This is a genomic window from Streptomyces cyaneofuscatus (genome assembly GCF_000718135.1).
Taxonomy (GTDB): Bacteria; Actinomycetota; Actinomycetes; order Streptomycetales; family Streptomycetaceae; genus Streptomyces; species Streptomyces cyaneofuscatus.
Genome location: NZ_JOEM01000027.1, coordinates 1 through 25,067 on the forward strand (window position 1 = coordinate 1; position 25,067 = coordinate 25,067).

A 25,067-nucleotide genomic window follows, 5' to 3' on the forward strand; every position below is an offset into this window, starting at 1 on the left:
GGTACTGCAGGGGGGACCCTGTGGGAGAGTAGGACGCCGCCGAACAATTTTTCCGGGAAAGCCCCGCACCGTATGGTGCGGGGCTTTTCTGCGTTCTGAGCGTCTAGGGTCGAACCATGCGCTACGAACTGGTCATCTTCGACAACGATGGTGTGCTCGTCGACAGTGAGCCGATCTCCAACACCATCCTCGCCGGCTACCTCACCGAACTCGGTCACCCCACCTCGTACGAGGAGTCGCTCCGCGACTACATGGGGGCCGCCGTGCACCGGGTGCACGACCTCGTCGAGGAGCGGGGTGGCGAGAAGCTCCCCGCAGACTTCGAGGCCACCCTCTACGCCCGCACCTTTGCTGCCTTCCAGCAGGAGCTGGTGGCGGTGGACGGGGTCCAGGACCTGCTCGGCAAGCTCGTCGCCGACGGGGTTGATTACTGCGTCGCCTCGTCCGGGAGCCACGAGAAGATCCGGGTCGGGCACCGTAAGACCGGGATCGACCAGTGGTTCGAGGAGGAGTGGATCTTCAGCTCGGAGGACGTCGGGCGGGGCAAGCCGGCGCCGGACCTGTTCCTGCACGCCGCCGAGCGGATGGGCGTCGCGCCGGAGCGGTGCGTCGTCATCGAGGACAGCCCGCTCGGCGTCGAGGCGGCCCGGGCCGCGGGGATGGACGTGTACGGGTTCACGTCGATGATGCCCGCGGACCGGCTGGCGGGAGTGACCGGGTACTTCTCGGACATGGCCCAACTCCCGGAACTGCTCGCCTGATCCATCTACCCATGGGTAGATCCTGGGCTTACGCTCGCGGCCATGACAGACGCGGGCATGACACGTCCGGGCGCGGTCGCCCCCGGCTTGCGGCGCGGCAGGGTCTCCCTGGCGCTGAGCTTCGGTGTCCAGGGGGTGGCGTTCGCTCTCCTCGTGACGCGTATCCCCGCCCTCCAGGACCAGTACGGGATATCCGACGGGCTGCTGCCCGTCTTCCTCGCCGCTGTCCCGATCCTGGCGGGCGCCGGCAGCGTACTCACCGAGAAGGTGGTCGCGCGGGTGCGGCCCGGTGTCGTCCTGCGCTGGGCGCAGCCCCTCGTGCTGCTGTCCCTGCTCGGGGTGGGGGCGGGCCGTCAGCTCTGGCACATCGCCGTGGCGCTCGGGTTTTTCGGGCTGGCGGTCGGGGCGCTGGACGCCTCGATGAACATGATGGGCGTCAGCCTCCAGCGGGCGTACGGGCGCTCCATCATGCTCGGGTTCCACGCCGCGTACAGCCTCGGGGGGATCGCCGGGGCATCGCTGGCGTGGGTCGGGGCGCGCTGGGATCTGTCGCTGTTCGTGTCCTACCTGCCCGTCGTGGCCGTGCTGCTGCCCGCCGCCCTGGTGGGCAGCCGGTGGTACACCGAGGGGCGGAGTCCGGAGGAGCCAGTCGGCGGAGGGGCGCCGAAGGCGGCCGGGGGGTCCCTGTCGTTCAAGCTGCTGCTGCCGCTCTGCCTGGTGATGTGCTTCGCGTACATCGGTGACTCGACCGTCTCCAACTGGAGTGCCAAGTACCTCCAGGACGTGCTCGGCAGCTCGGAGCAGATGTCGACGCTTCCCTACAACGTCTACATGGTGACGACGCTGCTGGGGCGGGCCGTCGGGGACCTCGGGGTGCGGCGGTTCGGGGCGGTGGCCGTGGTGCGGGGCGGGAGTCTCCTGGCGGCCGGCGGGTTCGCGGTGGTGGCCGGGGCGCCGGGAGCCTGGGTGGGGATGCTCGGGTTCACCATGCTCGGGCTCGGGCTCTGTGTGATCGTGCCGCAGACCTTCGCCGCGGCCGGGCGGTTGTTCCCGGGGAACAGTGACGCCGCCGTGGCCCGGCTCAATATCTTCAACTATGTGGGGTTCCTGGTGGGTTCGCCGCTGGTGGGGGTTCTGGGCGATGCGTGGAGCTACCGGGGCGCCATGCTCGTACCGATGGTTCTGGTGCTGGCGACGCTGGTGTATGCCCGCTCGTTCGCTCCGAGCCCCGCCCGATACGGTGGCGGGCATGAGCGGCCGCACACAGCTGATGTGGGATGACGCAGTTACGGGATACGACTTCGGGGAGAGTCACCCCATGGACCCGGTCCGCCTCGCCCTGACGATGGGGCTGGTGCGGGCGTTCGGGCTCGATGAGGCGGTGGACCTGCGGGGGGCGAAGCCCGTGGGGGACTCGACCCTGCGGCTCGTGCACCGGCAGGACTACGTCTCCGCCGTGCGGGCCGCATCGGCCGATCCCCGGGCGGCCGACCAGGAGTACGGGCTGGGTACGGTGGATGATCCGGCGTTCGCGGGGATGCATGAGGCGTCCGCGCTGATCGCCGGGCTGTCCGTCGGGGCCGCCGAGGCCGTGTGGCGCGGGGAGACCGCGCACGCGGTGAACTTCACCGGGGGGTTGCACCACGCCATGCCGGGCGCGGCCGCCGGGTTCTGCATCTACAACGATCCGGCCCTCGCCATCGCCCGGCTGCTGGAGCTCGGCGCCGAGCGGGTCGCGTACGTCGATGTGGACGTCCACCACGGGGACGGGGTGCAGGCCGCGTTCTGGGAGGACCCCAGGGTGCTGACGATCTCGCTGCACGAGCACCCGCGCACTCTTTTCCCGCAGACCGGGTGGCCGGCGGAGACCGGGGCCGGGGCGGGCGAGGGGTCCGCGGTGAACCTGGCGTTGCCCGCCGGGACCGGGGACGCCGGGTGGCTGCGGGCGTTCCATGCCGTGGTGCCCGAGCTGCTGGCCGATTTCCGGCCCCAGGTGCTCGTCACGCAGCACGGGGCCGACACGCACTTCGAGGATCCGCTCGCCCATCTCGCCGTCTCCCTGGACGCCCAGCGGGCGGTCATGGAGTCCTGTCACGAGCTGGCGCACCAGTACGCGGAGGGCGGGCGGTGGGTGGCGCTCGGCGGGGGCGGGTACGCGGTGGTGGATGTCGTACCGCGGTCGTGGACGCATCTGGTCGGGATCGCCGCGCACGCTCCCGTCGATCCGGAGTCGGTGGTTCCGCCGTCGTGGCGGGATCTTGTCTACGCCCGTACGCGGCAGTTGGGCCCTGGCCGGATGACCGACGGGCGTACGCCCTCCTGGAAGTCCTGGGAGGACGGATACGACCCGGCGGACCGGCTGGACCAGGCGGTCATCGCGACCCGTAAGGCGGCGTTCCCGCTGCGGGGGCTGCTCGCCTGACCCGGTGGCGTACGCGGGTGGGCATTGTGCCGTGCGGTTACGCCAACAGTGGGGCGTACCGGGATTTCGGCCCGCCCGGGTGGTCCGGTACGGCAGCATCCCGAGGGTGTTGAGCACCGGGGCGTTACGCGCCCATCTGCTGGCGGCCCGGCTGGCCGGGCCCGTTGCCACGTCGCGCGAGAACAGTCTGCGCAGCTACCGGCTGTTCGCCGCGCGCGATCCGCGGGTGATGCTCGGGCTCGCGCCCGAGCGGGCTTGGGCCGAGCCGGAGGTGCTGCGGCTGATGGCGGAGCGGTGCGGGGTCTCGGCCGATCCGGCGCATGTGTCGGGTCCGGACGCGATCGACCCGGAGCGGACGGTGGCCGCGCTGGACGCGTTCGCGGAGCGGCTGGGGCGGGTGGCGTCGTTGCGGGCCCCGGTGCTGCTGGGGACCGGGCATCCGCACCGGCTGTTGGGGTTCTACGCCGGGCTGGCAGACGCCTTGTCGTCGGCGGGATGCCCTGTTCTCACCCCCGCGCAGGGGAGATGTATCGACATAACGACCCGGTTCGGCGTACGCACGTACCGCCTCGACTACGTACGGGGGGTCGCGCTGGTACGCGAGCCCGGGGGGCGGCCCTCGGGTGGTGAAACCGGCGCACACACGCATTCCCCGCTGCCGGTCCGGGTGGCGCTCCAGGACGCGGCGGAGCGGTACGGGGTTCTTCCGGAGCTGGTGATCGGGGATCACGGGTGGGTCTGCGGCGCAGGTCAGCTCGGTATCGAGGCGATCGGGCCGGCGGATACGGATGATCCCGCGCTCTTCGTCGGCGAGGCCGAGGGGCGGGTTTCGGTCGTCGTACCGCTGGATGACGGGGTCCGTTCGCACTACTACCGGCCACTGACGAGGTATGTGCTCCACCGGGCCGGTCTGTCCTCGTAGCCGCCCGGACGTCCCTCCTCTTCCCCACTCGCACCACCCGCCCCTAACCTGGGGAGTGAGCGCACAGCGACGAAGAGTCACCGGAGGGGAAGCCGGTGCGCGTCCGGTGCGGAAGGTACAGGTGGGTCATGGCTGCTGACAACGAAAGGCCTCTCAACGAGGTCAGGTTTCTGACCGTGGCGGAAGTCGCCTCGGTCATGCGAGTGTCGAAGATGACCGTGTACCGCTTGGTGCACAGCGGTCATCTGCCGGCGATCCGGGTGGGAAGGTCCTTCCGGGTGCCGGAGCAAGCGGTTCACGCGTATCTCCGCGAGTCCTTTGTGGGGGTGGAATCAGCCTGAGGCCGCCCTCAAAACCCTGAGGAAAGCCGTCGGACCGCCTGGGGTCTGCCCTCGGATTACGTCCCTCACCCGGTGGCGGGTAGGCTAGGCCGACGTAGGTCGTGTGGGCCCAGACGCCCCGCACCAGTGAAGATGAAGTGAGCGAGGGTAGTCGTGGGCTCTGTTATCAAGAAGCGGCGCAAGCGGATGGCCAAGAAGAAGCACCGCAAGCTGCTCAAGCGCACGCGCGTTCAGCGTCGCAACAAGAAGTAAGCGAACGCAGTTCGTGAGATCCGCAGCCCTCCCGCCGTCCTGGCGGGAGGGCTGCGGTGCGTTTCGGGGCACGGGGTCGTCACAGGGAACCGTCCAAGCGCTACGGTGACGGCCAGGGAAGTTACCGCGGGAAGCAGGGGAACAGGGAAGCAGGGTTCGGCTTCCCGTGCCGACGGAAGGCGCTGGTCTTGGGGAAGGTCGTCCTCGTCACAGGAGTGGCCCGGCAGCTGGGGGGCCGCTTCGTCCGGCGCGTCCAGCGCGATCCCGGGGTGGACCGGGTGATCGCCGTGGACGCGGTCGCGCCCGCGCACCCGCTGGGGGAGGCGGAGTTCGTCCGCGCGGACATCCGGCAGTCCGCGCTGGCGCGGATCCTGGCCGAGTACGCCGTCGACACGGTCGTGCACCTGGACGTCTCCGGCAAGGCGCTCGGCGCCGGCGGCCGGACGGCGATCAAGGAGACCAACGTCATCGGCACCATGCAGCTGCTCGGTGCCTGCCAGAAGTCGCCGACCGTGCAGCGGCTCGTGGTGAAGTCCAGCACGAGCGTGTACGGGTCGGCGTCCCGCGATCCGGCGGTGTTCACCGAGACCACGCCGCCCAAGTCGCTGCCGAGCGGCGGGTTCGCGAAGGACGCGGTGGAGGTCGAGGGGTACGTACGGGGCTTCGCCCGGCGGCGGCCGGACGTCGCGGTGTGCGTGCTGCGGTTCGCCAACATCCTGGGGCCGCGGCCGGACTCGCCGCTGGCGGACTATCTGTCGCTGCCGGTCCTGCCGACGGTCTTCGGCTACGACCCCCGGCTCCAGTTCGTGCACGAGGACGATGTGGTCGACGTCCTCCAGGTCGCCGCGCGTGAGCCCCGGCGCGGGACGCTGAACAGCGGGACCTTCAACATCGCCGGGGAGGGGGTGCTGTTGCTCTCCCAGTGCTCGCGGCGGCTGGGGAAGCCGACCGTTCCGGTGCTGCTGCCCGCCGTCACGTGGGTCGGCTCGGCGCTCCGTACGATCGGCATGACCGACTTCTCGCCGGAGCAGATCCGGCTGCTGACCCACGGCAGGGTGGTGTCGACCGTGCAGATGCGCGAGACCCTCGGTTTCCGGCCGGAGTTCACCACGGCCGGGACGTTCGCGGAGTTCGCGCGGAGCCGGGGCCCGGGGCTGCTGCCGCCGGAGACGGTGGGCAGGGCGGTGGGGTGGCTGGCGGAGCTGCCGCTGCCGGGGGGTGCCGGGCCGCGGGAGCGCGGGACCGGTGCGGTACAGACGACTCACGGCGCCAGGTAGAGGAGCGCGGCCACGATGGCGGATGCCAAGGTCATTCCGTTCGACGACGACCGTTCGCGGTCCGGTGGCGGCTCGCGTCCGGCCCGGCGCCGGACGGGGAGCGGCAGCGGTGGGCGGGGCGACGGCTCCACGGCCCCTGTGAGCGCCCTGCCGGGCGGCCGGCTCCCTGGCCCCTCCCCGGAGGCCGGGGAGGGGCCGCAGGAGCCTCAGCAGCCCCAGGAGGCCCCGGAGTCCCGGGAGTATCCGGTGGGCGAGGCGCGGGGGACCGATGGTGGCTGGGACCGGCGGATCGCGGGCGGGCTGGCGTTCCTGCGGCGGCGGGTCACCGGTGACTACGAGGTCGACGAGTTCGGTTACGACAAGGAGCTCACCGACCAGGTCCTGATGTCGGCGTTGCGGCCGCTGGCGGACAAGTACTTCCGGGTCGAGGTGAAGGGCATCGAGAACATCCCGTCGGAGGGCGGGGCGCTCATCGTGGCCAACCACTCCGGCACGCTGCCCCTGGACGGGCTGATGCTCCAGGTCGCGGTGCACGACAACCACCCGGCCGAGCGCCATCTGCGGCTGCTCGCCGCCGATCTGGTCTTCCACCTCCCGGTCGTCAACGAGCTGGCGCGCAAGGCCGGGCACACGCTGGCCTGTGCGGAGGACGCGCAGCGGCTGCTGGAGCTCGGCGAGATCGTCGGGGTGATGCCGGAGGGCTTCAAGGGGATCGGGAAGCCGTTCGGCGACCGGTACAAGCTGCAGCGGTTCGGACGGGGCGGGTTCGTCTCGACGGCGCTGCGGGCGGGGGCGCCGATCGTGCCGTGCTCGATCGTGGGGGCCGAGGAGATCTACCCGATGATCGGCAACGCGAAGACGCTGGCGCGGCTGCTGGGCTTCCCGTACTTCCCGATCACGCCGACGTTCCCGTGGCTGGGGCCGCTGGGTGCGGTGCCGCTGCCGACGAAGTGGACGATCCAGTTCGGTGAGCCGATCCCGACGGACGGCTATCCGCCGGAGGCGGCCGAGGACCCGATGCTGATGTTCAACCTGACGGACCAGGTGCGGGAGCAGATCCAGCACACGCTGTACAAGCTGCTGGTGCAGCGGCGGTCGGTCTTCTTCTGAGGCTCGGTCTACTGAAGGCTCGGTCTTCTGAGGGTTCGGGTACGAGGGAGGGGGCCGGTGCGCGGATCGCGTACCGGCCCCCTCCCTCGTACGTGCTACGGCTTGGGCTTGAGGTTCTCCCCGTCGATCCCGAGGCCGGGGAGGAGCCCGGGGAGCAGCGGGGGGAGGGTGACGTCCGGGGCGGGGCGGGGCGCGGTGCTGGGCTTGTCCTCCGGGGACGGCTGGGGGAGCCCGTCGGTGGGGAGGTCGTCGAGCAGTCCGTCCGAGCCGCCGCCGAGGAGGCCGTCGTCGGGGGTCGGGTCCGAGGAGCCGGGGGAGTCCGAGGAGTCCGACGGCTTGGGTGCGGTGCTGGAGTCGGGGCGGCCCTCGGAGGGGGCCGGGGCGGTGGGTGCGGGGTCGTCGGTCCGGGGGGTTCCGGTGTCCGGCGTGGTGGTGTCGGTGCGTCCGGTGTCCTCGCTGCCGCCCGGGGGGCGGGGGAGGAGGGACTGGAGCGGGGCGACGTCGTGCTCCATGGCCTCGAAGACGGAGCTGACCTGGTCGCGGATGTCGGTGAGCTGGACGGGGAGCCGGTCGCGGAGGCTGCTCCAGGCGGAGCGGTGCGAGCGGGAGAAGGTGTCCAGGGTCTGGATGGGGCCGATGGAGCCGTCGCGCTGGTAGGCGGAGTGGAGCAGGCGGTGGCCCTCGGAGGCGTCGTGGGACATGCCGTTGAGCGCGCGTCTGACGGCGCCGAGGGATTCGTGGTCCAGCTCGCCGGCGCGGCCGCGCTCCATGAGTCTGCGGGCTTCGCTGAGCCGGGTGGACGCCTGGTCGAGGTAGGCCTCGCCGCGGTCGGCGTCGCCCTTGGCCATGCCGAGGCTGATGTCCTCCATCCCGCGCTTCAGCCCGTACAGCGAGTCACCGGGGAGGGCGTCGGAGCTGGCAGCGGCCACTCCGCCGAACGCCCCGGCTGCCACACCCACGGTGAGCCCACCGGCGGTGAGCCCCTTCGCCCAGCGGGAGCGGGGACGCAGTTTGCGCAGTGGCGAGGCCCGGTGGGCCCCCTTGCCCCGTTGCACGGGCACCGTAGGGCCCGTCGATGCGCCGCCCTCGGCGAACATGGCCTCCATGGCCGCGACGAGCTGGGCTCGCTGCACCACTTTGACCTCGGGGTCCAACTGCGGCTTCGGTAGCTCACCGAGGCCGTTCGCCAGGGCCAACAGCGGTCCGCGGTCGGCCTGGTCGGCCGGCTCCTCGGGCTGTACGGCCGCCGCACCCTGGGGGGTCTGCTCCTCCAGGGCCTGGGCGAAGGCGTTCGCCCGCCGGTGTGCCGAAACGTTTGCGATCACTGGCGGCACCTCCTCTCGTCATGACGGTCGACTCCCCTGGCGGTCCGGAAGGTTGCACACCTTGAGCGTTTCCACTCGATGGAGTGAGTGGTTACGGACATGGGGTGACGACAGGGGGCCTGCAACCGGCACAACGAGCGCCTCGGCACTTGGGTTACGCACGAAAGATGATCGGACCAGTGCGTGACGGGACGGTCACTTTCGGGCAGCGGTGGGAAGGGGTGGAGCTGTCCCGGTCAGCGGGCGTCGTCCGGCAGGAGCCGGGCGAGCGTCCGTACGGCGCGGTACTGAAGGGTCTTGATGGCGCCCTCGTTCTTTCCCATCACCCGGGCCGTCTCGGCGACCGAGAGGCCTTGCAGGAAGCGCAGTGTGACGCACTCCTGCTGCTGTGGATTGAGTCGGCGCACGGCCTGGAGCAGTGCGGCGTTGGAGAGGGACTCCAGGACGGAGTCCTCGGGGGAGCGCGCCACCTCGTTGGCGTCGAGCATTTCGCCGGTGGTCACTTCCAGTCGGAACCGACTGGATTTGAAGTGGTCGGCGACCAGGTTGCGAGCGATGGTGACCAGCCAGGCGCCGAAGTCGCGGCCCTGCCAGGTGAACGTGGAGATACGGCGCAGCGCGCGGAGGAAGGTCTCACTGGTGAGGTCCTCCGCGGTCGCCTTGCCGCCCACGCGGTAGTAGATGTACCGGTACACGGTGTCGCTGTACTGGTCGTACAGGCGGCCGAAGGCGTCGGCCTCGCCGGCCTGCGCGCGCTCGACGAGATCCATCATGCGCGCGCTGTCGCTGTCGGCCGTGGGACGGCGGACGGTCGACGTGGTCGAGGCGGCGCGGGTGCTGCGTCTTCCGACCGCCGCACTGCGTTCGGCCATGGCGTAGCACGGTCCGGCAGGTGCAGGGGTGGCAAAGGCGGGGACGGCGTACGCGGTGGGGACGAAGCCGCGCAGGCGGTCAATGACCGATGCACGCAGCGTAGCCAGGCCCGAGGCGTCAACCCCGACGTGTGGGTACACGGGACTCCCAGAGGCAGAGCTTCCATCACGAGCAGTTCGAAAAACGTCACTCGTCGTAGCGAGCGGCGGTCTCCGTGATGCGTCTGAGGAGAATAACGCTTCGTGCAGGCGGCGCTACACCCAGTTGTCTAAATCACCGATTACGTCGTTTCTTGTATCGCTAAGTGACGCAACGGGCAGCACATCGTGACCACTTATTGATCGGATTGCTTCGTGATCTGTCGCTCTACCGTCTGGCGCCCGGTTGACGGGCACAGCGCGTGGCGTGGGCCGCGGTCAGCGGCGGCGGCGGTGCAGGGCGAGGGCGGCGGCGGTGCCGCCCGCCAGTGCGCCGACCCCGGCCGCGGCGGGGATGCCGACCTTGGCCGCCTTGCGGCCGGTGCGGTAGTCGCGCAGCCGCCAGTCCAGGGAGCGGGCGTGCTTGCGGAGCTTGGTGTCCGGGTTGATCGCGTAGGGGTGGCCGACCAGCGAGAGCATCGGGATGTCGTTGTGCGAGTCGCTGTAGGCGGCGCACCGCTCCAGGTCCAGGCCCTCGGCCGCCGCCAGGGCGCGTACGGCTTCGGCCTTGGCGGGGCCGTGCAGCGGCTCGCCCACCAGGCGGCCGGTGTAGACGCCGTCGACCGATTCGGCGACGGTGCCGAGCGCGCCGGTCAGGCCGAGGCGGCGGGCGATGATGGTGGCGGTCTCCACCGGGGCGGCGGTGACCAGCCAGACGCGCTGGCCGGCGTCGAGGTGGGCCTGGGCCAGGGCGCGGGTGCCGGGCCAGATGCGGTCGGCCATGTACTCGTCGTAGATCTCCTCGCCGATGGACATCAGCTCGGAGACGCGGTGGCCCTTGACGATGGAGAGCGCGCTGTCGCGGGCGTCCTGCATGTGCTCGGGGTCCTCGACGCCGGCCAGCCGGAACCAGGCCTGCTGCCAGGCGAAGCGGGTGAGTTCGCGGCGCTCGAAGAACTTCCGCTTGTACAGGCCCCGGCCGAAGTGGAAGATCGCGGCGCCCTGCATGACGGTGTTGTCGAGGTCGAAGAAGGCGGCGGCGCGGTCGTCCCCGGCGACGGGGAACGCGGGCTCCTCGGGCGCCTGGTCGGATGCCTGGTCGGGGGCTCCGGTCAGGAGGGCGGACTCGTCCTCGGCCGAGGTCTTGCGTGCGGCCTCGGCCGCGGCCTCGCCTGCCAGGACGCTCCGTGCGGTTGCGGAACGCCTACGGGGTGTGAGCCATCCAAGTGCGGCCATGCGGTGAGCATAGCCAGTCCGCCGGTACGTGCCCGACCTGCCGGGATGCGGCGGCGTGAACTCTGCGGGGCCGAATCGTTAATCGGGCGATTCCGGGCGGTCCGCCGGCGCACTGGACGGGCGCAGAATGAGAGGCATGAGTCCTCTGCTGCGCCGTACGAAGAAGAAGCCCGCCGACCGGGTGGTCACCCTGGTGGGCAAGCCCGGATGTCATCTGTGCGAGGACGCCCGGGCGGTGGTGAGCGCGGTCTGCGAGGAGACCGGTGCGTCGTGGGTGGAGAAGGACATCACCGAGGACGAGGAGCTGTACAAGGAGTACTGGGAGCAGATTCCGGTGGTGCTCATCGATGACGAACAGCACACGTTCTGGCGGGTGGACCCGGCGAGACTGCGCAAGGCGCTGGGGGCGGACGTGAAACTCGGTTAACATCGTGGGCGTTTTGAGTGGTCTCGGGGGCGTAGACATGAGGAGCGTGTACCGCTTTGCCCCCTTCGAGGCTGCAACGGGCTGATGCGGTCCCTGGTTCCGGGATCGCGCGGGCGATGTGCGTGACCCCGGTCACTTTGACCGGACAAAACGGACACCATCTTTGTGCACGCGTTCACAAAGACATAGCCTGCATTCGACGGGGCGGTCTTGGGACATACGGCCGCCTGCAGCCCCGCTCATCCCGCAGGAGCACCGTGGCAACTGGCCGAACTCACCGACCGGCGACCCGTAGCCGAGGAATTCCCGAGGCCACCGTCGCCCGACTTCCGCTGTATCTGCGCGCCCTCACCGCGCTCTCCGAGCGATCCGTTCCCACGGTCTCCTCGGAGGAGCTGGCGACCGCGGCCGGGGTCAACTCCGCGAAGCTGCGCAAGGACTTCAGCTACCTGGGGTCCTACGGCACCCGCGGGGTCGGGTACGACGTCGAGTATCTCGTCTACCAGATCTCCCGCGAGCTCGGGCTCACGCAGGACTGGCCGGTCGCCATCGTCGGCATCGGTAACCTGGGCGCGGCCCTCGCCAACTACGGCGGCTTCGCCTCCCGCGGCTTCCGGGTCGCCGCGCTGATCGACGCCGACCCCGCCATGGCCGGTACGCCGGTGGCAGGGATCGCCGTCCAGCACACGGACGACCTGGACCGGATCATCAGCGACAACGGTGTGTCCATCGGCGTGATCACCACCCCGCCCGGCGCCGCCCAGCAGGTCTGCGACCGGCTCGTGGCCGCCGGGGTGACCTCCATCCTGAACTTCGCGCCGACCGTGCTCTCGGTCCCCGAGGGCGTCGACGTACGCAAGGTCGACCTCTCCATCGAGCTGCAGATCCTGGCCTTCCACGAGCAGCGCAAGGCCGGCGAGGACGCGCCCGCCGAGGGCGAGGACCCCGAGGCCCCGCCGATGCGCGCCACGCCCGCCAGCCGGAAGGGACCCGACGGGGACATGCCCGCCGTGATGCCGGCATGAGCCTCCTCGTCGTCGGGCTGAGCCACCGCAGCGCCCCCGTCTCCGTGCTGGAGCGGGCCTCCCTCGCTGCCGACACCCAGGCCAAGCTGCTCCAGGACACCCTCGCCGCGGAACCCGCGACCGAGGCCGCCGTGCTGGCCACCTGCAACCGCATCGAGCTGTACGCGGACGTGGACAAGTTCCACGCGGGCGTCGCCGAGCTCTCCACCCTGCTCGCCCAGCACAGCGGCGTCGGGCTGGACGAGCTCACTCCGTACCTCTATGTGCACTACGAGGACCGGGCCGTCCACCACCTCTTCTCGGTGGCCTGCGGCCTGGACTCGATGGTCGTCGGCGAGGGCCAGATCCTCGGCCAGATCAAGGACGCGCTCGCGCGCGGCCAGGAGCTGCACACCGCCGGACGGCTGCTCAACGACCTCTTCCAGCAGGCCCTGCGGGTCGGCAAGCGCGCCCACAGCGAGACCGGCATCGACCGGGCCGGGCAGTCCCTCGTCTCCTTCGGGCTCCAGCAGCTCGCCGCCGGCGCCGACCCGGGCCTCTGGGCCCAGGGCAAGCGCGCCCTGGTGATCGGCGCCGGATCCATGTCCTCGCTGGCCGCCGCCACCCTGGCGCGGACCGGCGTCGCCGAGATCGTCGTCGCCAACCGGACCCGCTCCCGCGCGGACCGGCTGGTGGAGATCCTCCAGCAGGGCGACGACACCACCGTGCGCGCCCACGCCGTCGAGATGTCCGCGGTCGGCGACGAACTGACACGTGCCGACGTCGTCGTCTCCTGCACCGGCGCCACCGGCCTCGTCCTCACCGCCGACGCCCTGGCCGACGCCCTCGGCGTCACCCTGGACGCCCCGGCCGAGGCGCCCGCCGTCACGGCCCACCCGGCCCCCGCCGACGTCGACCAGCACGCCGCCTGGGTGGAGAACGGTTCCACCACCTCCGCGCCCGAGGCCCCGCGCCGGGTCACCCTGCCCGCGCAGTCCACCGGACCGGTCAAGCTGGCCCTGCTCGACCTCGCCATGCCGCGCGACATCGACGGCGCCGCCCACCGCATCGACGGTGTCCGCCTCGTCGACATCGAGTCGCTCGCCGACGCCTCCGCCGACGCCCCGATGGCCGCCGACGTGGACCAGGTCCGCACGATCGTCGCCGACGAGGTGGCCGCCTTCGGCGCCGCCCAGCGCGCCGCCCATGTCGCCCCGACCGTGGTCGCCCTGCGCACCATGGCCGCCGACGTGGTCGCCGGCGAGATCGCCCGGCTGGACGGCCGCCTCCCCGACCTTGACGAGAAGCAGCGCGCCGAGATCACCCAGACCGTGCGCCGCGTCGTCGACAAACTCCTGCACGCGCCCACCGTGCGGGTCAAGCAGCTGGCCAGCGAGCCCGGCGGCGCCGGGTACGCGGACGCGCTGCGCGAACTCTTCGACCTCGACCCGCAGACGGTGGCCGCCGTCTCCCGGGCCGACCTGAACGACCCGAATAGAGGGCGGTCATGACCGACAACTCATCGCCGGGCGCGGGCAACCCCGCGCCGCTCCGGCTGGGCACCCGGCGCTCCAAGCTCGCCATGGCCCAGTCCGGCCTCGTGGCCGAGGCGGTCCGCGAGGTGACCGGGCGCGCCGTCGAGCTCGTCGAGATCACCACGTACGGGGACACCTCCCGTGAGCACCTGGCGCAGATCGGCGGCACCGGTGTGTTCGTCGCGGCCCTGCGCGAGGCGCTGCTGCGGGGCGAGGTGGACTTCGCCGTCCACTCGCTCAAGGACCTGCCGACCGCCCAGCCCGACGACCTCGTGCTGGCCGCCGTGCCGCAGCGCGAGGACCCGCGCGACGCCCTGGTGGCCCGCGACGGGCTGACCTTCGAGCAGCTGCCCGACGGCGCCCGCATCGGCACCGGTTCGCCGCGCCGGATGGCGCAGCTCAACGCGTACGCCCGCTCGCACGGCCTGCGGATCGAGACCGTCCCCATCCGGGGCAACGTCGACACGCGGATCGGGTTCGTGCGGGACGGGGAGCTCGACGCGGTGGTTCTCGCCGCCGCCGGGCTCAGCCGTCTGGGCCGGACCGGTGAGGTGACCGACTTCCTGCCGGTCGACACCGTTTTGCCCGCTCCCGGCCAGGGGGCACTGGCGATCGAGTGCGCTGCCACAAGCGCCGACCTCGCCGCCGCGCTCGCCGAGCTCGACGACCCGTACACCCGGGTCGCCGTGACCGCCGAACGTGCCCTGCTCGCCGCCCTGGAGGCCGGCTGCTCCGCACCTGTGGGTGCGCTGGCCGACCTCCTGGTCGACGGACAGGTTGTCAACGAACTGCGCCTGCGCGGAGTCGTCGGTTCCACCGACGGTTCCTCGCTGGTACAGCTGTCCACCACCGGTCCCGTCCCCACGTCGCACGACGACGCGGCGGCCCTCGGTCGCGAACTCGCGTCCGAGATGCTCGCCAAGGGTGCGGCCGGTCTTATGGGGGAGCGAGCACTTTGAGCCCCACCGGCCCCGCCGCATCCGACTTTCCTGCCCTGTCCCCACGAGGCCAGGTCACCTTCCTCGGCGCCGGTCCCGGCGACCCGGGACTGCTGACGCTGCGCGCCGTCGAGGCGCTTGCGAGCGCGGACGTCCTGGTCGCCGAACCGGACGTTCTCGACGTCGTTCGCGGCCATGCGCGGGCAGGCGTAAGCACGTCTGAGCTGACGGTTGTTGACGTGTCGTCAACAGCCGCCGGAGTACCCGTTCTCAGGGACGCGGCCAATCTTGTCATGGAGGCCGCGAAGGGCGGCAGGCGGGTGGTCCGTGCTGTCGCGGGCGACCCGGGCCTGGACGGCGACGCGGGCGCGGAGATGCTCGCCTGCGCCGCCGCCGGGGTGCCCTTCGAGGTCGTCCCGGGCGTCGCGAACGCCGTCGGCGTGCCCGCGTACGCCGGGGTGCCGCTGCGGGACGCGCAGGGCGCCGATGTGCGCTTCGTCGACGCGCGTACGGCCTCCGACCGGTGCTGGAGCGAGGTCGGCGCGAGCGATGCGACCGCCGTCGTCTCCACCACGCTGGACTCGGTCGCCGCCGCCGCCGGCGAGCTGGTCTCGGCGGGCCGCAAGCCCGACACCCCGCTCACCGTGACGATCGCGGGCACCACCACCCGCCAGCGGACCTGGACGGCGACCCTCGGGACGATCGCCCAGACCCTCAAGCAGGCGAAGGTGCTGCCCTCCCCGGAGGGGCACCGGCCGGTCATAGCCGTGGTCGGTGAGCGCAGCTCCGCCGCCCAGCGCGACCAGCTCGCGTGGTTCGAGTCCAAGCCGCTGTTCGGCTGGAAGGTGCTCGTGCCGCGCACGAAGGAGCAGGCCGCTTCGCTCTCCGACCAGCTGCGTTCCTACGGCGCGGTGCCGCACGAGGTCCCGACGATCGCCGTCGAGCCGCCGCGTACGCCCCAGCAGATGGAGCGCGCGGTCAAGGGCCTGGTCACCGGGCGCTACGAGTGGATCGCCTTCACCAGCGTGAACGCCGTCAAGGCGGTGCGGGAGAAGTTCGAGGAGTACGGGCTCGACGCCCGTGCCTTCGCCGGGATCAAGGTCGCGGCCGTCGGTGAGCAGACGGCCGCCGCCCTGGTCGACTTCGGTGTGAAGCCGGACCTGGTGCCCTCCGGTGAGCAGTCCGCCGCCGGGCTGCTGGAGGACTGGCCGCCCTACGACCCGGTCTTCGACCCGATCGACCGGGTGTTCCTGCCGCGCGCCGACATCGCCACCGAGACCCTGGTGGCCGGGCTGATCGAGCTGGGCTGGGAGGTCGACGACGTCACCGCGTACCGCACGGTCCGCGCCTCGCCGCCGCCGGCCGACACCCGCGAGGCGATCAAGGGCGGCGGCTTCGACGCGGTCCTGTTCACCTCGTCCTCGACCGTCCGGAACCTGGTCGGCATCGCGGGCAAGCCGCACAACGTGACCGTCATCGCGTGTATCGGCCCGGCCACCGCGAAGACCGCCGAGGAGCACGGCCTGCGCGTGGACGTCCTGTCCCCGGAGCCGTCCGTGCACAAGCTCGCCGAGGCGCTCGCCGCCTTCGGCACGCAGCGGCGGGACGCGGCGAAGGAGGCCGGCGACCCGGTGACCCGGCCGAGCGAGCGGCGCCCGGGTGCGCGCAGGCGCCGGACGACGACGTAGTAGCAGTACGAGGGTGGGTGGGCCCGGTCGCTTCGGCGGCCGGGCCCGTCGTCTTTTTCCGGCACAGGTGTCGGTAAGCGGGTGGTAGGGGCGGGTCTATCGTCGAAGGATGACTGCGTACGGAAACTTCCCCGGCTCCCGCCCCCGGCGGCTGCGGACGACCCCGGCGATGCGGCGGATGGTCGCCGAGACCCGGCTCGACCCGGCGAACCTGATCCTCCCCGCGTTCGTACGGGAGGGCATCGACGCCCCGGTCGCCGTCTCGGCCATGCCCGGCGTGTACCAGCACACCCTGGACACCCTGCGGAAGGCGGCCGTCGAGGCGGTGACGGCCGGGGTCTCGGGGATCATGCTCTTCGGCGTCCCGGAGGACGCGAAGAAGGACGCCCGGGGCACGGCGGGCACCGACCCCGACGGCATCCTCCAGCTCGGGCTGCGCGCGGTCCGCGAGGAGGTCGGCGACGACCTGGTGATCATGTCGGACCTGTGCCTGGACGAGTTCACCGACCACGGCCACTGCGGGGTCCTGGACGCCGAAGGGCGGGTGGACAACGACGCGACGCTGGAGCGGTACGCGGAGATGGCCCAGGTCCAGGCGGATGCCGGGGCCCATGTGGTGGGTCCCAGCGGGATGATGGACGGCCAGGTCGGCGTGGTCCGCGACGCTCTGGACCAGACCGGGTACGAGGACGTGTCGATCCTCGCCTACACCGTGAAGTACACCTCCGCCTTCTACGGCCCCTTCCGTGAGGCCGTCGGCTCCTCGCTGACCGGCGACCGCAAGACCTACCAGCAGGACCCGGCCAACGCCCGGGAGTCGCTGCGGGAGCTGGCGCTCGACCTGGAGGAGGGCGCCGACATGGTGATGGTGAAGCCCGCCGGACCGTATCTGGACATCCTCGCCAAGGTCGCGGAGTCCGTGCACGTGCCGGTCGCGGCGTACCAGATCAGCGGCGAGTACGCGATGATCGAGGCCGCCGCCGAGAAGGGCTGGATCGACCGGGACAAGGCGATCCTGGAGAGCCTGACCGGGATCCGGCGGGCCGGGGCGCAGATGATCCTCACCTACTGGGCGACCGAGGTCGCCCAGTGGCTCGGAGGGCCGGGCAGGAACTGAGCGCGCTCAGGGCCCGCCGGAACTGAGGATGCTCAGGGTCCGCCGGAACTGAGGGCGCTCAGGGTCCGCCTGCTCCGGTCTCCTGGAGCCGGTGGGCCTCCTTGATGGAGAACCGGGCGCTGTCCCGTACGAGCGGGTCCTGGTCCGCGCGGGCGGTGGAGTCCAGGGCCATCGCGACCAGCGGGTCCGAGGTGTAGGGCGCGAGCGACATCGCCGCGTACTGGCGGACCAGGTCCTCCTCCGGTTCCCGCAGGGCGGTGAGCAGGGCGCGGCCCGCGCGGCGGCGGAGGTCGGGGTCGTCCGGGGGCCAGACCCGCAGGACGGTGGCGCTCTCCACGCGGGCGAGGTCGTACTCCTCCGCGTCGGCGACCACCGAGACGAGGAACGGCAACGCCTGCGCGTTGGCGTCCAGTTCGGTGATGATCTCGCGCTTGCGGTCACTGCCGGGGGGCAGTGCGCGGTACTCGGCTATCAGGCGTTCGGCGGCTTCGGCCGCTGCCGCCGCTGCCGTGGTCGGGGGGTGCGTGTCGTTCATGGGGGTGGACACTTTCTGTCAGGGCCAGTCGACCAGTGCCATGAATGCTACGAAAGTGACCATCGCGGTGGCAGGTGCGGCCAGTGCCAGGCCCACGCGCCGGGCCATGTTGCGCATCTGCCAGGGCACGGTCCAGCTGGCGACCAGCGCCATCACGGCCAGGAGCAGACCCACGCACAGGACGGTCCACGCCGGCACGAAGCTCGCGTCGAAACGGGCGGCCTCGGTGCCGTCGCAGGAGTCGCAGGACATCGGGGTGAGCCCGCCGATGAAGAGGGCGGTGAGCCCCATCGGCAGGGTCACGAGCGTGCAGACCAGCGGGGCGATCCAGGCGCGGGGGTCGCGTGCGGTGTCGGGCATGCGTACGAGTCAACCCCGGGCGGCGGCCGCCCGCATGAGTACGGGTGCTCAGCCGACAGCCGTTCACGCCCGCGCGTCGAGCCAGGCGCGGGCCTCGCTCCGTTCCCCTTCCGTGAGGGCCGGGCGGACCTGGTCCGGGTGGCGCAGGACGTGGTGGCCGCGGGCCGCCGCCAGGCCGATCGCGCGGGCCCCGGCGGAGAGGCGTGGGTCGTCCGCCACTTCCCGGGCGCGCTGCCACCAGCCGCGGCTGCGCGGGTCGAGGGCGTAGTGCCACAGCGGTTGGGCGGGGTCGGCCACGCCGATCAGGACCCGGTGCAGGACGTGCTGCCGGATGCCCGGCTCGCCGATCAGCCGCTCGGCGACCAGCAGCGGGTGCGTGCCGTCGAGCCGGGCGCGGAGCAGGACCCAGGTCATCAGGTGGCCGGTGTCGTGGCCGCCGGAGACCGTGAACTCCCAGAGCTCGGCGGCCCGGGCCTCGTCCGGCGCGCCCAGGTGGGTGAGGAGGCGGAGCGGGGCCTTCCAGAGCGGCTTGGGCCTCGCCCACCAGGCCAGCAGGTCGTGAGCGGCCGGGTGGGCGAGGTCCTGGGCGAGGCAGGTGAGGGTGACCAGGGGGTGGCGCCACTCGGTGTACGTGGTGCGGTACTGCTTGGTCAGCTCCTTCTTCCAGCGCGGCAGGAGGGCGAGCAGCTCTGTTTCGCCGGCCTCGCCGTGGGCGTGGAGCAGCTCCAGGCAGAAGGCGACGCCCTGGACGCCGGTGGTGGGGTCGGCCAGCCGGTCCCGCAGCCATCGGATGTCGGCGGGGGAGAGCGTGCGGTAGCGGTGCCAGATGTCGCACAGCCCGCCCTCGTGGCCGGTGAGGTCGGGGCCGGTGCCCGCGAGCAGGCCGTCGCGGGCGGTCTCGTACCGGTCGGCCGCGGCGGACACCTCCGCCTCGCCGATCCCGGTGAGCCGTGCGGCCTTCTCCCGTACGTGGCCGACCTGGTCGTACGCCGCTCGCGCGGCCGCCACGCGCAGGGGGTGCGGCAGCCGGTCGTCCGTGGCGAACCGGACGGCGGTGAGGGCGGAGAAGGCCTGGGCGGCGCCGCGGTCCGCTTCCGGGTGGGCGGTGCGCCAGTCCTGCGTCACGGCGGTGCGCAGCGCGGCCAGCAGGGCGGCCTGGGCAGCGGGCCGGGCGGGGAGCTCCTCGGAGAGCGCACGGGCGGCCCCGAGCGGGTCCGGGTCGTGGAGCGTGCGGTGCGTACGGAACCAGGCGGAGACGGCCCGGTCGTCCCCGGCGAGCACCGTCGCGCGCAGGGCGGCCAGAGCCCGTTCCGAGGGGTGCTCGGCGAGGGTGTCGGCCGCATCCGGGCCGAGGGCGGGGGCCACGTCCCAGGCCTCCTCCCGCTCCTGACGCAGCAGCGCGTTCAGCACGGGCCGCCGGCCGGGCCACGCGGAGAGCCGCCCGGCGTACTCCTCCTGCCAGGCGGCCAGCAGCCGTGACGTCTCGTCCGGCGTCAGCGCCTTCCGCAGCTCCAGCGCGGCGGCGAACCCCGCGACCCGTGGCAGCTCGACCGGAGAGGCCAGCCGGTCGTGCAGCCAACGCTCCTCGGGCCCGGTGAGGGGGGCAGGGGAGCCGTGGTGGCGGGACGTGCCGATCCGGTCGAGGAACTGGCGTACCCCGGCCTCGTCCTGCGGATCGGGCAGGCCGTCGGCGTCCCGCTCCGTGACCCGGTCCAGCTGGAACGCGCCCTGCGGGCCGCCGCTGACGATCCGGTAGCCGGGCGGACCTTCGCCGAGACCGGCGGCGACCGTGGCGTGATCGCCGCCCCAGTGCAGGTACAACGGGCCCGTGAGAGCGCCGGAACGGTCGAAGGCGGCATGGGACTGCCAGTGCCAGTACGCGAAGGAGGCACCCCCGGCGATGCCCCGGGCCGCGAACAGCTCGGCGGCGTCCTCATGGCCGTCGGACTGGGTGTAGCGGCTGCGGGTCGGCGGCGGCAGGGCGGCGAAGCCGTCGCCGCCCAGGCCGCGCCACCATGCCGTGATCCGGGAGAGGTCGGAGCGCCGCTGTGCCGTCAGTCCCACCAGAACGACCACACTTCCTGGTCGAGGACGTGCTTCTCCGCGTACGCGTCGAGGTCGTACGGCGGGGACTGGTCGATGTTGTCCGGGCAGAACGCGTAGTGCTCGGCGGCCAGCGCGCGGGCCTCCTCCGGGGTGGTCGGCGGGCGGCCCACGGAGACGATCATCGTGTCGAAGCCGAGCACCACGACCCGGGCGTCGTAGCGGTCCTCCCAGGAGCGGAGCACCGCGCAGAGCCGGGCCACGTCGTTCTCGTGGTTCACCGGGCCGGACCAGCCGATCGCCGCCGGTATGTCCGCGCTGCGACGGGCCGGGACGAGGGCCATCCGGGCGCCGCCGAGCCAGCTGTCCGGGTCGGCCGTGATCACGCCCGCCAGGCCCGCGGCCGCCTCGTCCGGGTCCTCGCCGGCCTCCTGCGGCGTCGGGGCGAGACCGGGCCAGGAGCCGGCGGAGCGCTCCGAATCGTCGCCGGCCTCGCTGACCTCGCCGACCTCGTCGTCCGCGTAGTCCGTCCAGTACCCCGCCAGCACCTCGTCGGCGTCGTGGTCGCCCGGATACGTCGTGGTGTCCGGGCACAGGTCCCACTCCTCGGGCCACTGGCCGCGCGAGCCCCCGTTGACCAGCACCGGCAGCAGCCCGAGCCGCCGCCCGGCCGCCCGCAGGGCCGTCCAGTCACGGGGAGCGGCGGGCCCGTCCGCGTACCAGAGCAGCGGTTCGTGCCAGGGGCCGTCCAGGGTGGCGTCCACCAGGGAGCCGGGCGGGAGGTCCAGGCCCGAGGAGGCCAGGGAGGGCAGGGGATTCGGGAGCGTCGCCATGGTGGTGACTCTAGGGGGCACCACTGACAGCCCCCGGATGACCAGGACAGGACCCCGGATGACGGGGAGAGGACCAGGGGCGGGCGGCCGTCCTCGGACATAGGGTGAGACCTCCGCGACGGACAGGAGGCCGTGATGACCGGGACGACGACGGCGCAGGTCATGGCCGAACTGGCCGGCCTCGACGACCCGAAGATGCGCGCGGTCAACGAGAAGCACGGCGACGACCACGGCGTCCACCTCGGCAAGCTGCGCGCTCTCGCCAAGCGGCTGAAGACGCAGCAGGACCTGGCCCGCGAACTCTGGGCGACCGATGACACCGCCGCCCGGCTCCTGGCGATCCTGGTCTCGCGGCCGAAGGCCTACGGCCGCGACGAGCTGGACACCATGCTGCGCGAGGCGCGCGCCCCCAAGGTGCACGACTGGCTCGTCAACTACGTGGTCAAGAAGAGCCCGCACGCCGAGGAGCTGCGCCTCGCCTGGACGGAGGACCCCGACCCCGTGGTCGCGAGCGCCGGGTGGGCGCTGACGACCGAGCGGGTGGCGAAGAAGCCCGACGGACTCCACCTCGACGGGCTGCTGGACACCGTGGAGGCGGAGATGAAGGACGCTCCGGACCGCCTCCAGTGGGCGATGAACCACTGCCTGGCCCAGATCGGCATCGAGCACCCCGGACACCGCGCCCGCGCGGTCGCCATCGGTGAGCGCCTGGAGGTGCTCAAGGACTACCCGACCCCGCCGAACTGCACGTCGCCGTTCGCGCCGGCGTGGATCGCCGAGATGGTGCGCCGGCAGGAGGAGAAGCAGGCCGCGAAGTAGAGGGACCGCGAGAGGGACGTACGGGTGACATCTCCTGACTCGGCTCCGCAGGAGGGCCGTCCGGCCGGTGCGCGCGTATCGTCGCGGTGGCCTGTTCCCGGCGACCTCATGTGGGTGGTTCCATGAACAAGATCGTCTCGTCCATCTCGGTCTCCCTCGACGGCTTCTTCGAGGGGGCGGACCGGGACATCGAATGGCATTCCGTCGACGAGGAGGTCCACCAGCACTTCAACGACTACCTCCGGACTGCGGGCGCCTTCGTCGAGGGGCGCGTCACCTACCAGTTGATGGAGGAGTTCTGGCCGACGGCCGACCAGGACCCCGCCAACGCCGGGCCGATGGCCGAGTTCGCGGGCATCTGGCGGGACATGCCGAAGTACGTCTACTCCCGGACGCTGGAGAACGTGGGGCCGGGGGCGACCCTGCTGCGCGAGGTGGACCGGGACGAGGTGTGCGCGGTGCGCGACGCGGCCGCCGGGGACCTGATCGTCGGCGGGGCTGACCTGGTGGAGACGTTCCGGCGGCTGGACCTGGTGGACGAGTACCGCGTCTACATCCACCCCGTCCTCCTCGGCCGGGGCCGCCCGTTCTTCGGGGAGGCGGCGGACCTGCAGGGGCTGCGGCTCCTGGAGAGCCGGACGTTCGGCAACGGCGTGGTGCTCCTGCGGTACGAGACGGATCCGGCACCGGCCGATGCGTGAGGTGTGATGAGTCATGCGTGAGGCGTGAGGCGTGATGCGGCGGAGGCCGATGCGTGAACCGTACGTACGGTTCACGCATCGGCCTTCAGGGCGTTCCGGCGTCAGTACATGAGGGCGTTCGCCCGGTCCGACTGCCAGTAGGTGACGAAGCCGTTGTCGTCCCAGTAGGTCTCCGCCGGGAGCTTCAGCTTGGCGGGCGTGTCGTACGTCGAGCCGTTCTTCTTGGCGAAGAACACCGACAGGTTCTTGCTCTTGTACAGCTTGCCCTGGCCGGGCTCCCCGCTGAGGGCGATGCCCGCGTACGCCTCCTCGCCGGGCGCCAGCGTGACCACGGCCTGCGGCTTGCTGTCCTTGAGGATCGGGAAGACGGACTGGGCGCCGTCGAAGCCGAGGTGCGGCGCGTAGTAGGCGTCGCAGAGCCCGGAGCCGGTGTTCTTGAGCGTCAGCAGCAGGTGGTTGATCGGGCGGGTCACCTTGGTGACCGTCACCGTGGTGTTCGCGGTCGTGCAGGTGGTGCGAGCGGTGGACGAGGCCTGGGTCGCCGTCTCGGTGCCGCTGTGGGTGCCCTTGTCGCCGTTGCCGCCGGCGTGCTTGCCCTGGGCGGGTGTGGAGGAGGTCCCGGCGGGCGCCCCGGCCGGCGGTGCGGTGGTCTCCTCCGAGGTCTGCGGCGTCTGCGGAGCGGTGGACTCCGTCGTGGCGGCCGGTGCCGGGCCCGCGCTCTTGGTGCCTTCGTTCCCGCCGCAGGCGGTCAGCGAGAGGGCGGCCACCAGTGCGGTGGCGGCGAGCGCGGTGGTGCGGATGCGGTTGGTGCGCATGGCGGTGGTACTCCCCGTGTTCGGTAGGTCAGTTCGTACGTCGGTCGGTGCTGCGGTCTGGTCCGAGCTTGTGGGGTGGCTGATTCCGGCCGCAACGCCCGGCGAACCATTGGGGATGCCGGAACGTCTACGCATACGGTGACCTGCGGGAATTCCACGTCCCTGGAATGCCGTTCCGGGACGACCAGGGAGGGGAACGCCGTCGTGGCGACGCCGGAGGCCGAGCAGTTCGCGGCCCTGCTGAAGGAACTGAAGGACCGTTCGGGGCGCAGTTACGGGGTGCTGGCCGGGAGACTGCACGTCAGTACGTCGACCCTCCACCGGTACTGCAACGGTGACGCCGTGCCCAACGAGTACGCCCCCGTCGAGCGGTTCGCCCGGCTGTGCGGGGCGGCGGGCGATGAGCTGGTGGAGGTGCACCGGCGGTGGATCGTGGCGGACGCGGCCCGGCGGCGGCCTGCGGGGGCGGGGGCAGTTACGGGGGCGGCGGCGGAGACGGCGGCTCCGGTTCCGGCCAAGGTCGCGCCCGCGCCCGTGCCTGAACCCGCTCCTGCGCCCGAACCTCCCACTGCCCTCACGGAGAAGCGCGCCGGAGCCTCAGCCTCCCCCTGGGCCCGGCTCTCCCGGCGTACGCGGGTGCTCCTCGCCGCCGTCGCGGTCGCCGCCCTCCTCGTGCCGGCCACCGTCGTCGCCGCCGATCTCGTCGGGGCGCGGGCCGAGGACGGCGCGGGCGCTGCAGGGCCTGGGGCCCGGGCGGACGACGACACCTTCACGCCGCCCGTCGCCACCGACCCCCGGCCCTCGGGGCCACCGGCCTCCGCCTCCCCGAGCGCCTCCCCGCAGCCCTCCGCGTCTTCCGGCACGCCGTCCGCCGCGCCCTCGGCCGAGCCCGGCGCGCCCGCCGGATCGGCCGGTTCCGCCGAGGAGCAGCCCCGAGGCGGCACCCGTACGGGCCTCGGCGCGCCGCCCGCCGTCACCATCTCCTCGTACAACTGGGACGAGCCCTGCGGGCAGTTCTACCTGCTGGACCGGGGGCCGGAGGGGGTGGACCCGCCGCCCCCGCCGCAGGACCGGCGGGGCTGGGCCCGGTCGTACGGCGGGGTGGACGCCGGGAACATGCTGCTCCAGCTGACCGTGCAGGGGACCTCGCGCGAGGCGGTCGTCCTGAAGGGCTTGTACGTGCGGGTGGTCTCCCGCAAGGCGCCGCTGCCCTGGTCGGCGTACCTGATGGGGAACGGGTGCGGCAGCAGCATCGTGCCGCAGACCTTCGCCTCCGACTTGGACACCGGGCATCCGATCATGACGCCCGTACCGGGGACGCAGGGCGACCGTACGATCCCGGCCGAGCCGTTCCCGTACAAGGTGTCGTCCGAGGACGTGGAGGTCTTCAACCTCGACATGAAGGCCGGGGGGTACGACGTGACCTGGTACCTGGAGCTGAAGTGGAGCAGCGGCGGGCGTGAGGGAATGCTGCGGATCGACGACCACGGGAAGCCGTTCCGGACGAGCGGTATGCGGGGGCGGCCGATGTACACGTACGGCAACGACGAGGTGAAGTGGGAGCCGTACCAGGCGGGTTGAGGGGGCGGTGAGGGA

At 72.0% G+C, this 25,067-nt stretch carries 25 protein-coding genes; 17 read left to right on the forward strand and 8 right to left on the reverse strand.

What is annotated here, in order from left to right; translation table 11 throughout:
- Nucleotides 1-116: 116 nt before the first annotated feature.
- From IF17_RS0132105 to IF17_RS0132140, 8 genes are all read left to right on the forward strand, one after another.
- Nucleotides 117-761 (forward strand): HAD family hydrolase, encoded by a 645-nt coding sequence (locus IF17_RS0132105; protein ID WP_018512642.1) that lies wholly within the window; start codon nt 117-119, stop codon nt 759-761.
- A gap of 42 nt (nt 762-803) precedes the next feature.
- Nucleotides 804-2,042, forward strand: coding sequence for an MFS transporter (locus tag IF17_RS0132110; protein WP_030573717.1), 1,239 nt, complete (start codon nt 804-806; stop codon nt 2,040-2,042).
- Nucleotides 2,011-3,183: an acetoin utilization protein AcuC gene (locus tag IF17_RS0132115; protein ID WP_030573720.1), complete on the forward strand. Its 1,173-nt coding sequence runs from the start codon at nt 2,011-2,013 to the stop codon at nt 3,181-3,183. Before IF17_RS0132110 ends, IF17_RS0132115 begins: the two co-directional genes overlap by 32 nt.
- Nucleotides 3,184-3,289: 106 nt before the next feature.
- Nucleotides 3,290-4,105, forward strand: coding sequence for a phosphatase (locus tag IF17_RS0132120; RefSeq protein ID WP_030573723.1), 816 nt, complete (start codon nt 3,290-3,292; stop codon nt 4,103-4,105).
- 128 nt (nt 4,106-4,233) lie between these two features.
- Nucleotides 4,234-4,446, forward strand: coding sequence for a helix-turn-helix domain-containing protein (locus IF17_RS0132125; RefSeq protein ID WP_015609302.1), 213 nt, complete (start codon nt 4,234-4,236; stop codon nt 4,444-4,446).
- Nucleotides 4,447-4,599: 153 nt separating this feature from the next.
- Nucleotides 4,600-4,698 (forward strand): 30S ribosomal protein bS22, encoded by a 99-nt coding sequence (locus IF17_RS1000000138170; RefSeq protein ID WP_003948845.1) that lies wholly within the window; start codon nt 4,600-4,602, stop codon nt 4,696-4,698.
- A gap of 188 nt (nt 4,699-4,886) precedes the next feature.
- A complete protein-coding gene (locus tag IF17_RS0132135) occupies nt 4,887-5,975 on the forward strand; it encodes an NAD-dependent epimerase/dehydratase family protein (RefSeq protein ID WP_030573726.1) in 1,089 nt (362 codons plus the stop codon).
- Nucleotides 5,976-5,990: 15 nt separating this feature from the next.
- Nucleotides 5,991-7,085 (forward strand): lysophospholipid acyltransferase family protein, encoded by a 1,095-nt coding sequence (locus IF17_RS0132140; protein ID WP_030573729.1) that lies wholly within the window; start codon nt 5,991-5,993, stop codon nt 7,083-7,085.
- 95 nt (nt 7,086-7,180) lie between these two features.
- Here IF17_RS0132140 and IF17_RS0132145 read toward each other — a convergent pair whose 3' ends face one another.
- From IF17_RS0132145 to IF17_RS0132155, 3 genes are all read right to left on the reverse strand, one after another.
- Nucleotides 7,181-8,410, reverse strand: a complete 1,230-nt coding sequence (locus IF17_RS0132145) for a DUF5667 domain-containing protein (protein WP_030573732.1) — start codon at nt 8,408-8,410, stop codon at nt 7,181-7,183.
- 236 nt (nt 8,411-8,646) lie between these two features.
- Entirely contained in the window at nt 8,647-9,423 is a 777-nt protein-coding gene (locus IF17_RS0132150) for an ECF subfamily RNA polymerase sigma factor, BldN family (protein WP_026241604.1), read from the reverse strand.
- Nucleotides 9,424-9,699: 276 nt separating this feature from the next.
- Nucleotides 9,700-10,656, reverse strand: a complete 957-nt coding sequence (locus IF17_RS0132155; protein WP_030573735.1) for an HAD family hydrolase — start codon at nt 10,654-10,656, stop codon at nt 9,700-9,702.
- A 136-nt stretch (nt 10,657-10,792) separates the two neighbouring features.
- On the opposite strand from IF17_RS0132155, the gene IF17_RS0132160 reads away from it, so the two are divergent.
- From IF17_RS0132160 to hemB, 6 genes are all read left to right on the forward strand, one after another.
- A complete protein-coding gene (locus IF17_RS0132160) occupies nt 10,793-11,083 on the forward strand; it encodes a glutaredoxin family protein (RefSeq protein WP_018512652.1) in 291 nt (96 codons plus the stop codon).
- 257 nt (nt 11,084-11,340) lie between these two features.
- Nucleotides 11,341-12,108 (forward strand): redox-sensing transcriptional repressor Rex, encoded by a 768-nt coding sequence (locus tag IF17_RS0132165; RefSeq protein ID WP_030573738.1) that lies wholly within the window; start codon nt 11,341-11,343, stop codon nt 12,106-12,108.
- Nucleotides 12,105-13,598: a glutamyl-tRNA reductase gene (locus IF17_RS0132170; protein ID WP_030573741.1), complete on the forward strand. Its 1,494-nt coding sequence runs from the start codon at nt 12,105-12,107 to the stop codon at nt 13,596-13,598. The genes IF17_RS0132165 and IF17_RS0132170 overlap by 4 nt, the downstream gene beginning before the upstream one ends.
- Nucleotides 13,595-14,581 (forward strand): hydroxymethylbilane synthase, encoded by a 987-nt coding sequence (gene hemC, locus IF17_RS0132175; RefSeq protein ID WP_030573744.1) that lies wholly within the window; start codon nt 13,595-13,597, stop codon nt 14,579-14,581. The genes IF17_RS0132170 and hemC overlap by 4 nt, the downstream gene beginning before the upstream one ends.
- Nucleotides 14,578-16,248: a bifunctional uroporphyrinogen-III C-methyltransferase/uroporphyrinogen-III synthase gene (locus IF17_RS0132180; RefSeq protein WP_030573747.1), complete on the forward strand. Its 1,671-nt coding sequence runs from the start codon at nt 14,578-14,580 to the stop codon at nt 16,246-16,248. Before hemC ends, IF17_RS0132180 begins: the two co-directional genes overlap by 4 nt.
- Before the next feature lie 109 nt (nt 16,249-16,357).
- Nucleotides 16,358-17,365 carry a porphobilinogen synthase gene (gene hemB, locus IF17_RS0132185; protein WP_030573750.1) on the forward strand — a complete coding sequence of 336 codons (1,008 nt, stop codon included), beginning with the start codon at nt 16,358-16,360 and terminating at the stop codon, nt 17,363-17,365.
- 58 nt (nt 17,366-17,423) lie between these two features.
- Here hemB and IF17_RS0132190 read toward each other — a convergent pair whose 3' ends face one another.
- The 4 genes from IF17_RS0132190 to IF17_RS0132205 form a co-directional block, all read right to left on the reverse strand.
- Entirely contained in the window at nt 17,424-17,900 is a 477-nt protein-coding gene (locus tag IF17_RS0132190) for a hypothetical protein (protein ID WP_030573753.1), read from the reverse strand.
- Nucleotides 17,901-17,918: 18 nt separating this feature from the next.
- Nucleotides 17,919-18,260, reverse strand: a complete 342-nt coding sequence (locus tag IF17_RS0132195; RefSeq protein WP_030573757.1) for a hypothetical protein — start codon at nt 18,258-18,260, stop codon at nt 17,919-17,921.
- Nucleotides 18,261-18,323: 63 nt separating this feature from the next.
- Entirely contained in the window at nt 18,324-20,336 is a 2,013-nt protein-coding gene (locus tag IF17_RS0132200) for a hypothetical protein (protein WP_030573760.1), read from the reverse strand.
- Nucleotides 20,315-21,136 carry a DUF4253 domain-containing protein gene (locus tag IF17_RS0132205; protein WP_030573763.1) on the reverse strand — a complete coding sequence of 274 codons (822 nt, stop codon included), beginning with the start codon at nt 21,134-21,136 and terminating at the stop codon, nt 20,315-20,317. Before IF17_RS0132205 ends, IF17_RS0132200 begins: the two co-directional genes overlap by 22 nt.
- Nucleotides 21,137-21,271: 135 nt before the next feature.
- Between IF17_RS0132205 and IF17_RS0132210 the strand changes: the two genes are divergently transcribed.
- Together IF17_RS0132210 and IF17_RS0132215 are read left to right on the forward strand one after the other, a co-directional pair.
- Entirely contained in the window at nt 21,272-21,955 is a 684-nt protein-coding gene (locus IF17_RS0132210; RefSeq protein WP_030573765.1) for a DNA alkylation repair protein, read from the forward strand.
- Between the two features lie 122 nt (nt 21,956-22,077).
- Nucleotides 22,078-22,656 (forward strand): dihydrofolate reductase family protein, encoded by a 579-nt coding sequence (locus tag IF17_RS0132215; RefSeq protein WP_030573768.1) that lies wholly within the window; start codon nt 22,078-22,080, stop codon nt 22,654-22,656.
- A 101-nt stretch (nt 22,657-22,757) separates the two neighbouring features.
- Here IF17_RS0132215 and IF17_RS0132220 read toward each other — a convergent pair whose 3' ends face one another.
- Nucleotides 22,758-23,471, reverse strand: a complete 714-nt coding sequence (locus tag IF17_RS0132220) for a DUF4232 domain-containing protein (protein WP_030573771.1) — start codon at nt 23,469-23,471, stop codon at nt 22,758-22,760.
- A gap of 204 nt (nt 23,472-23,675) precedes the next feature.
- Between IF17_RS0132220 and IF17_RS0132225 the strand changes: the two genes are divergently transcribed.
- Nucleotides 23,676-25,052, forward strand: a complete 1,377-nt coding sequence (locus tag IF17_RS0132225) for a helix-turn-helix domain-containing protein (RefSeq protein WP_030573774.1) — start codon at nt 23,676-23,678, stop codon at nt 25,050-25,052.
- Nucleotides 25,053-25,067 lie beyond the last annotated feature (15 nt).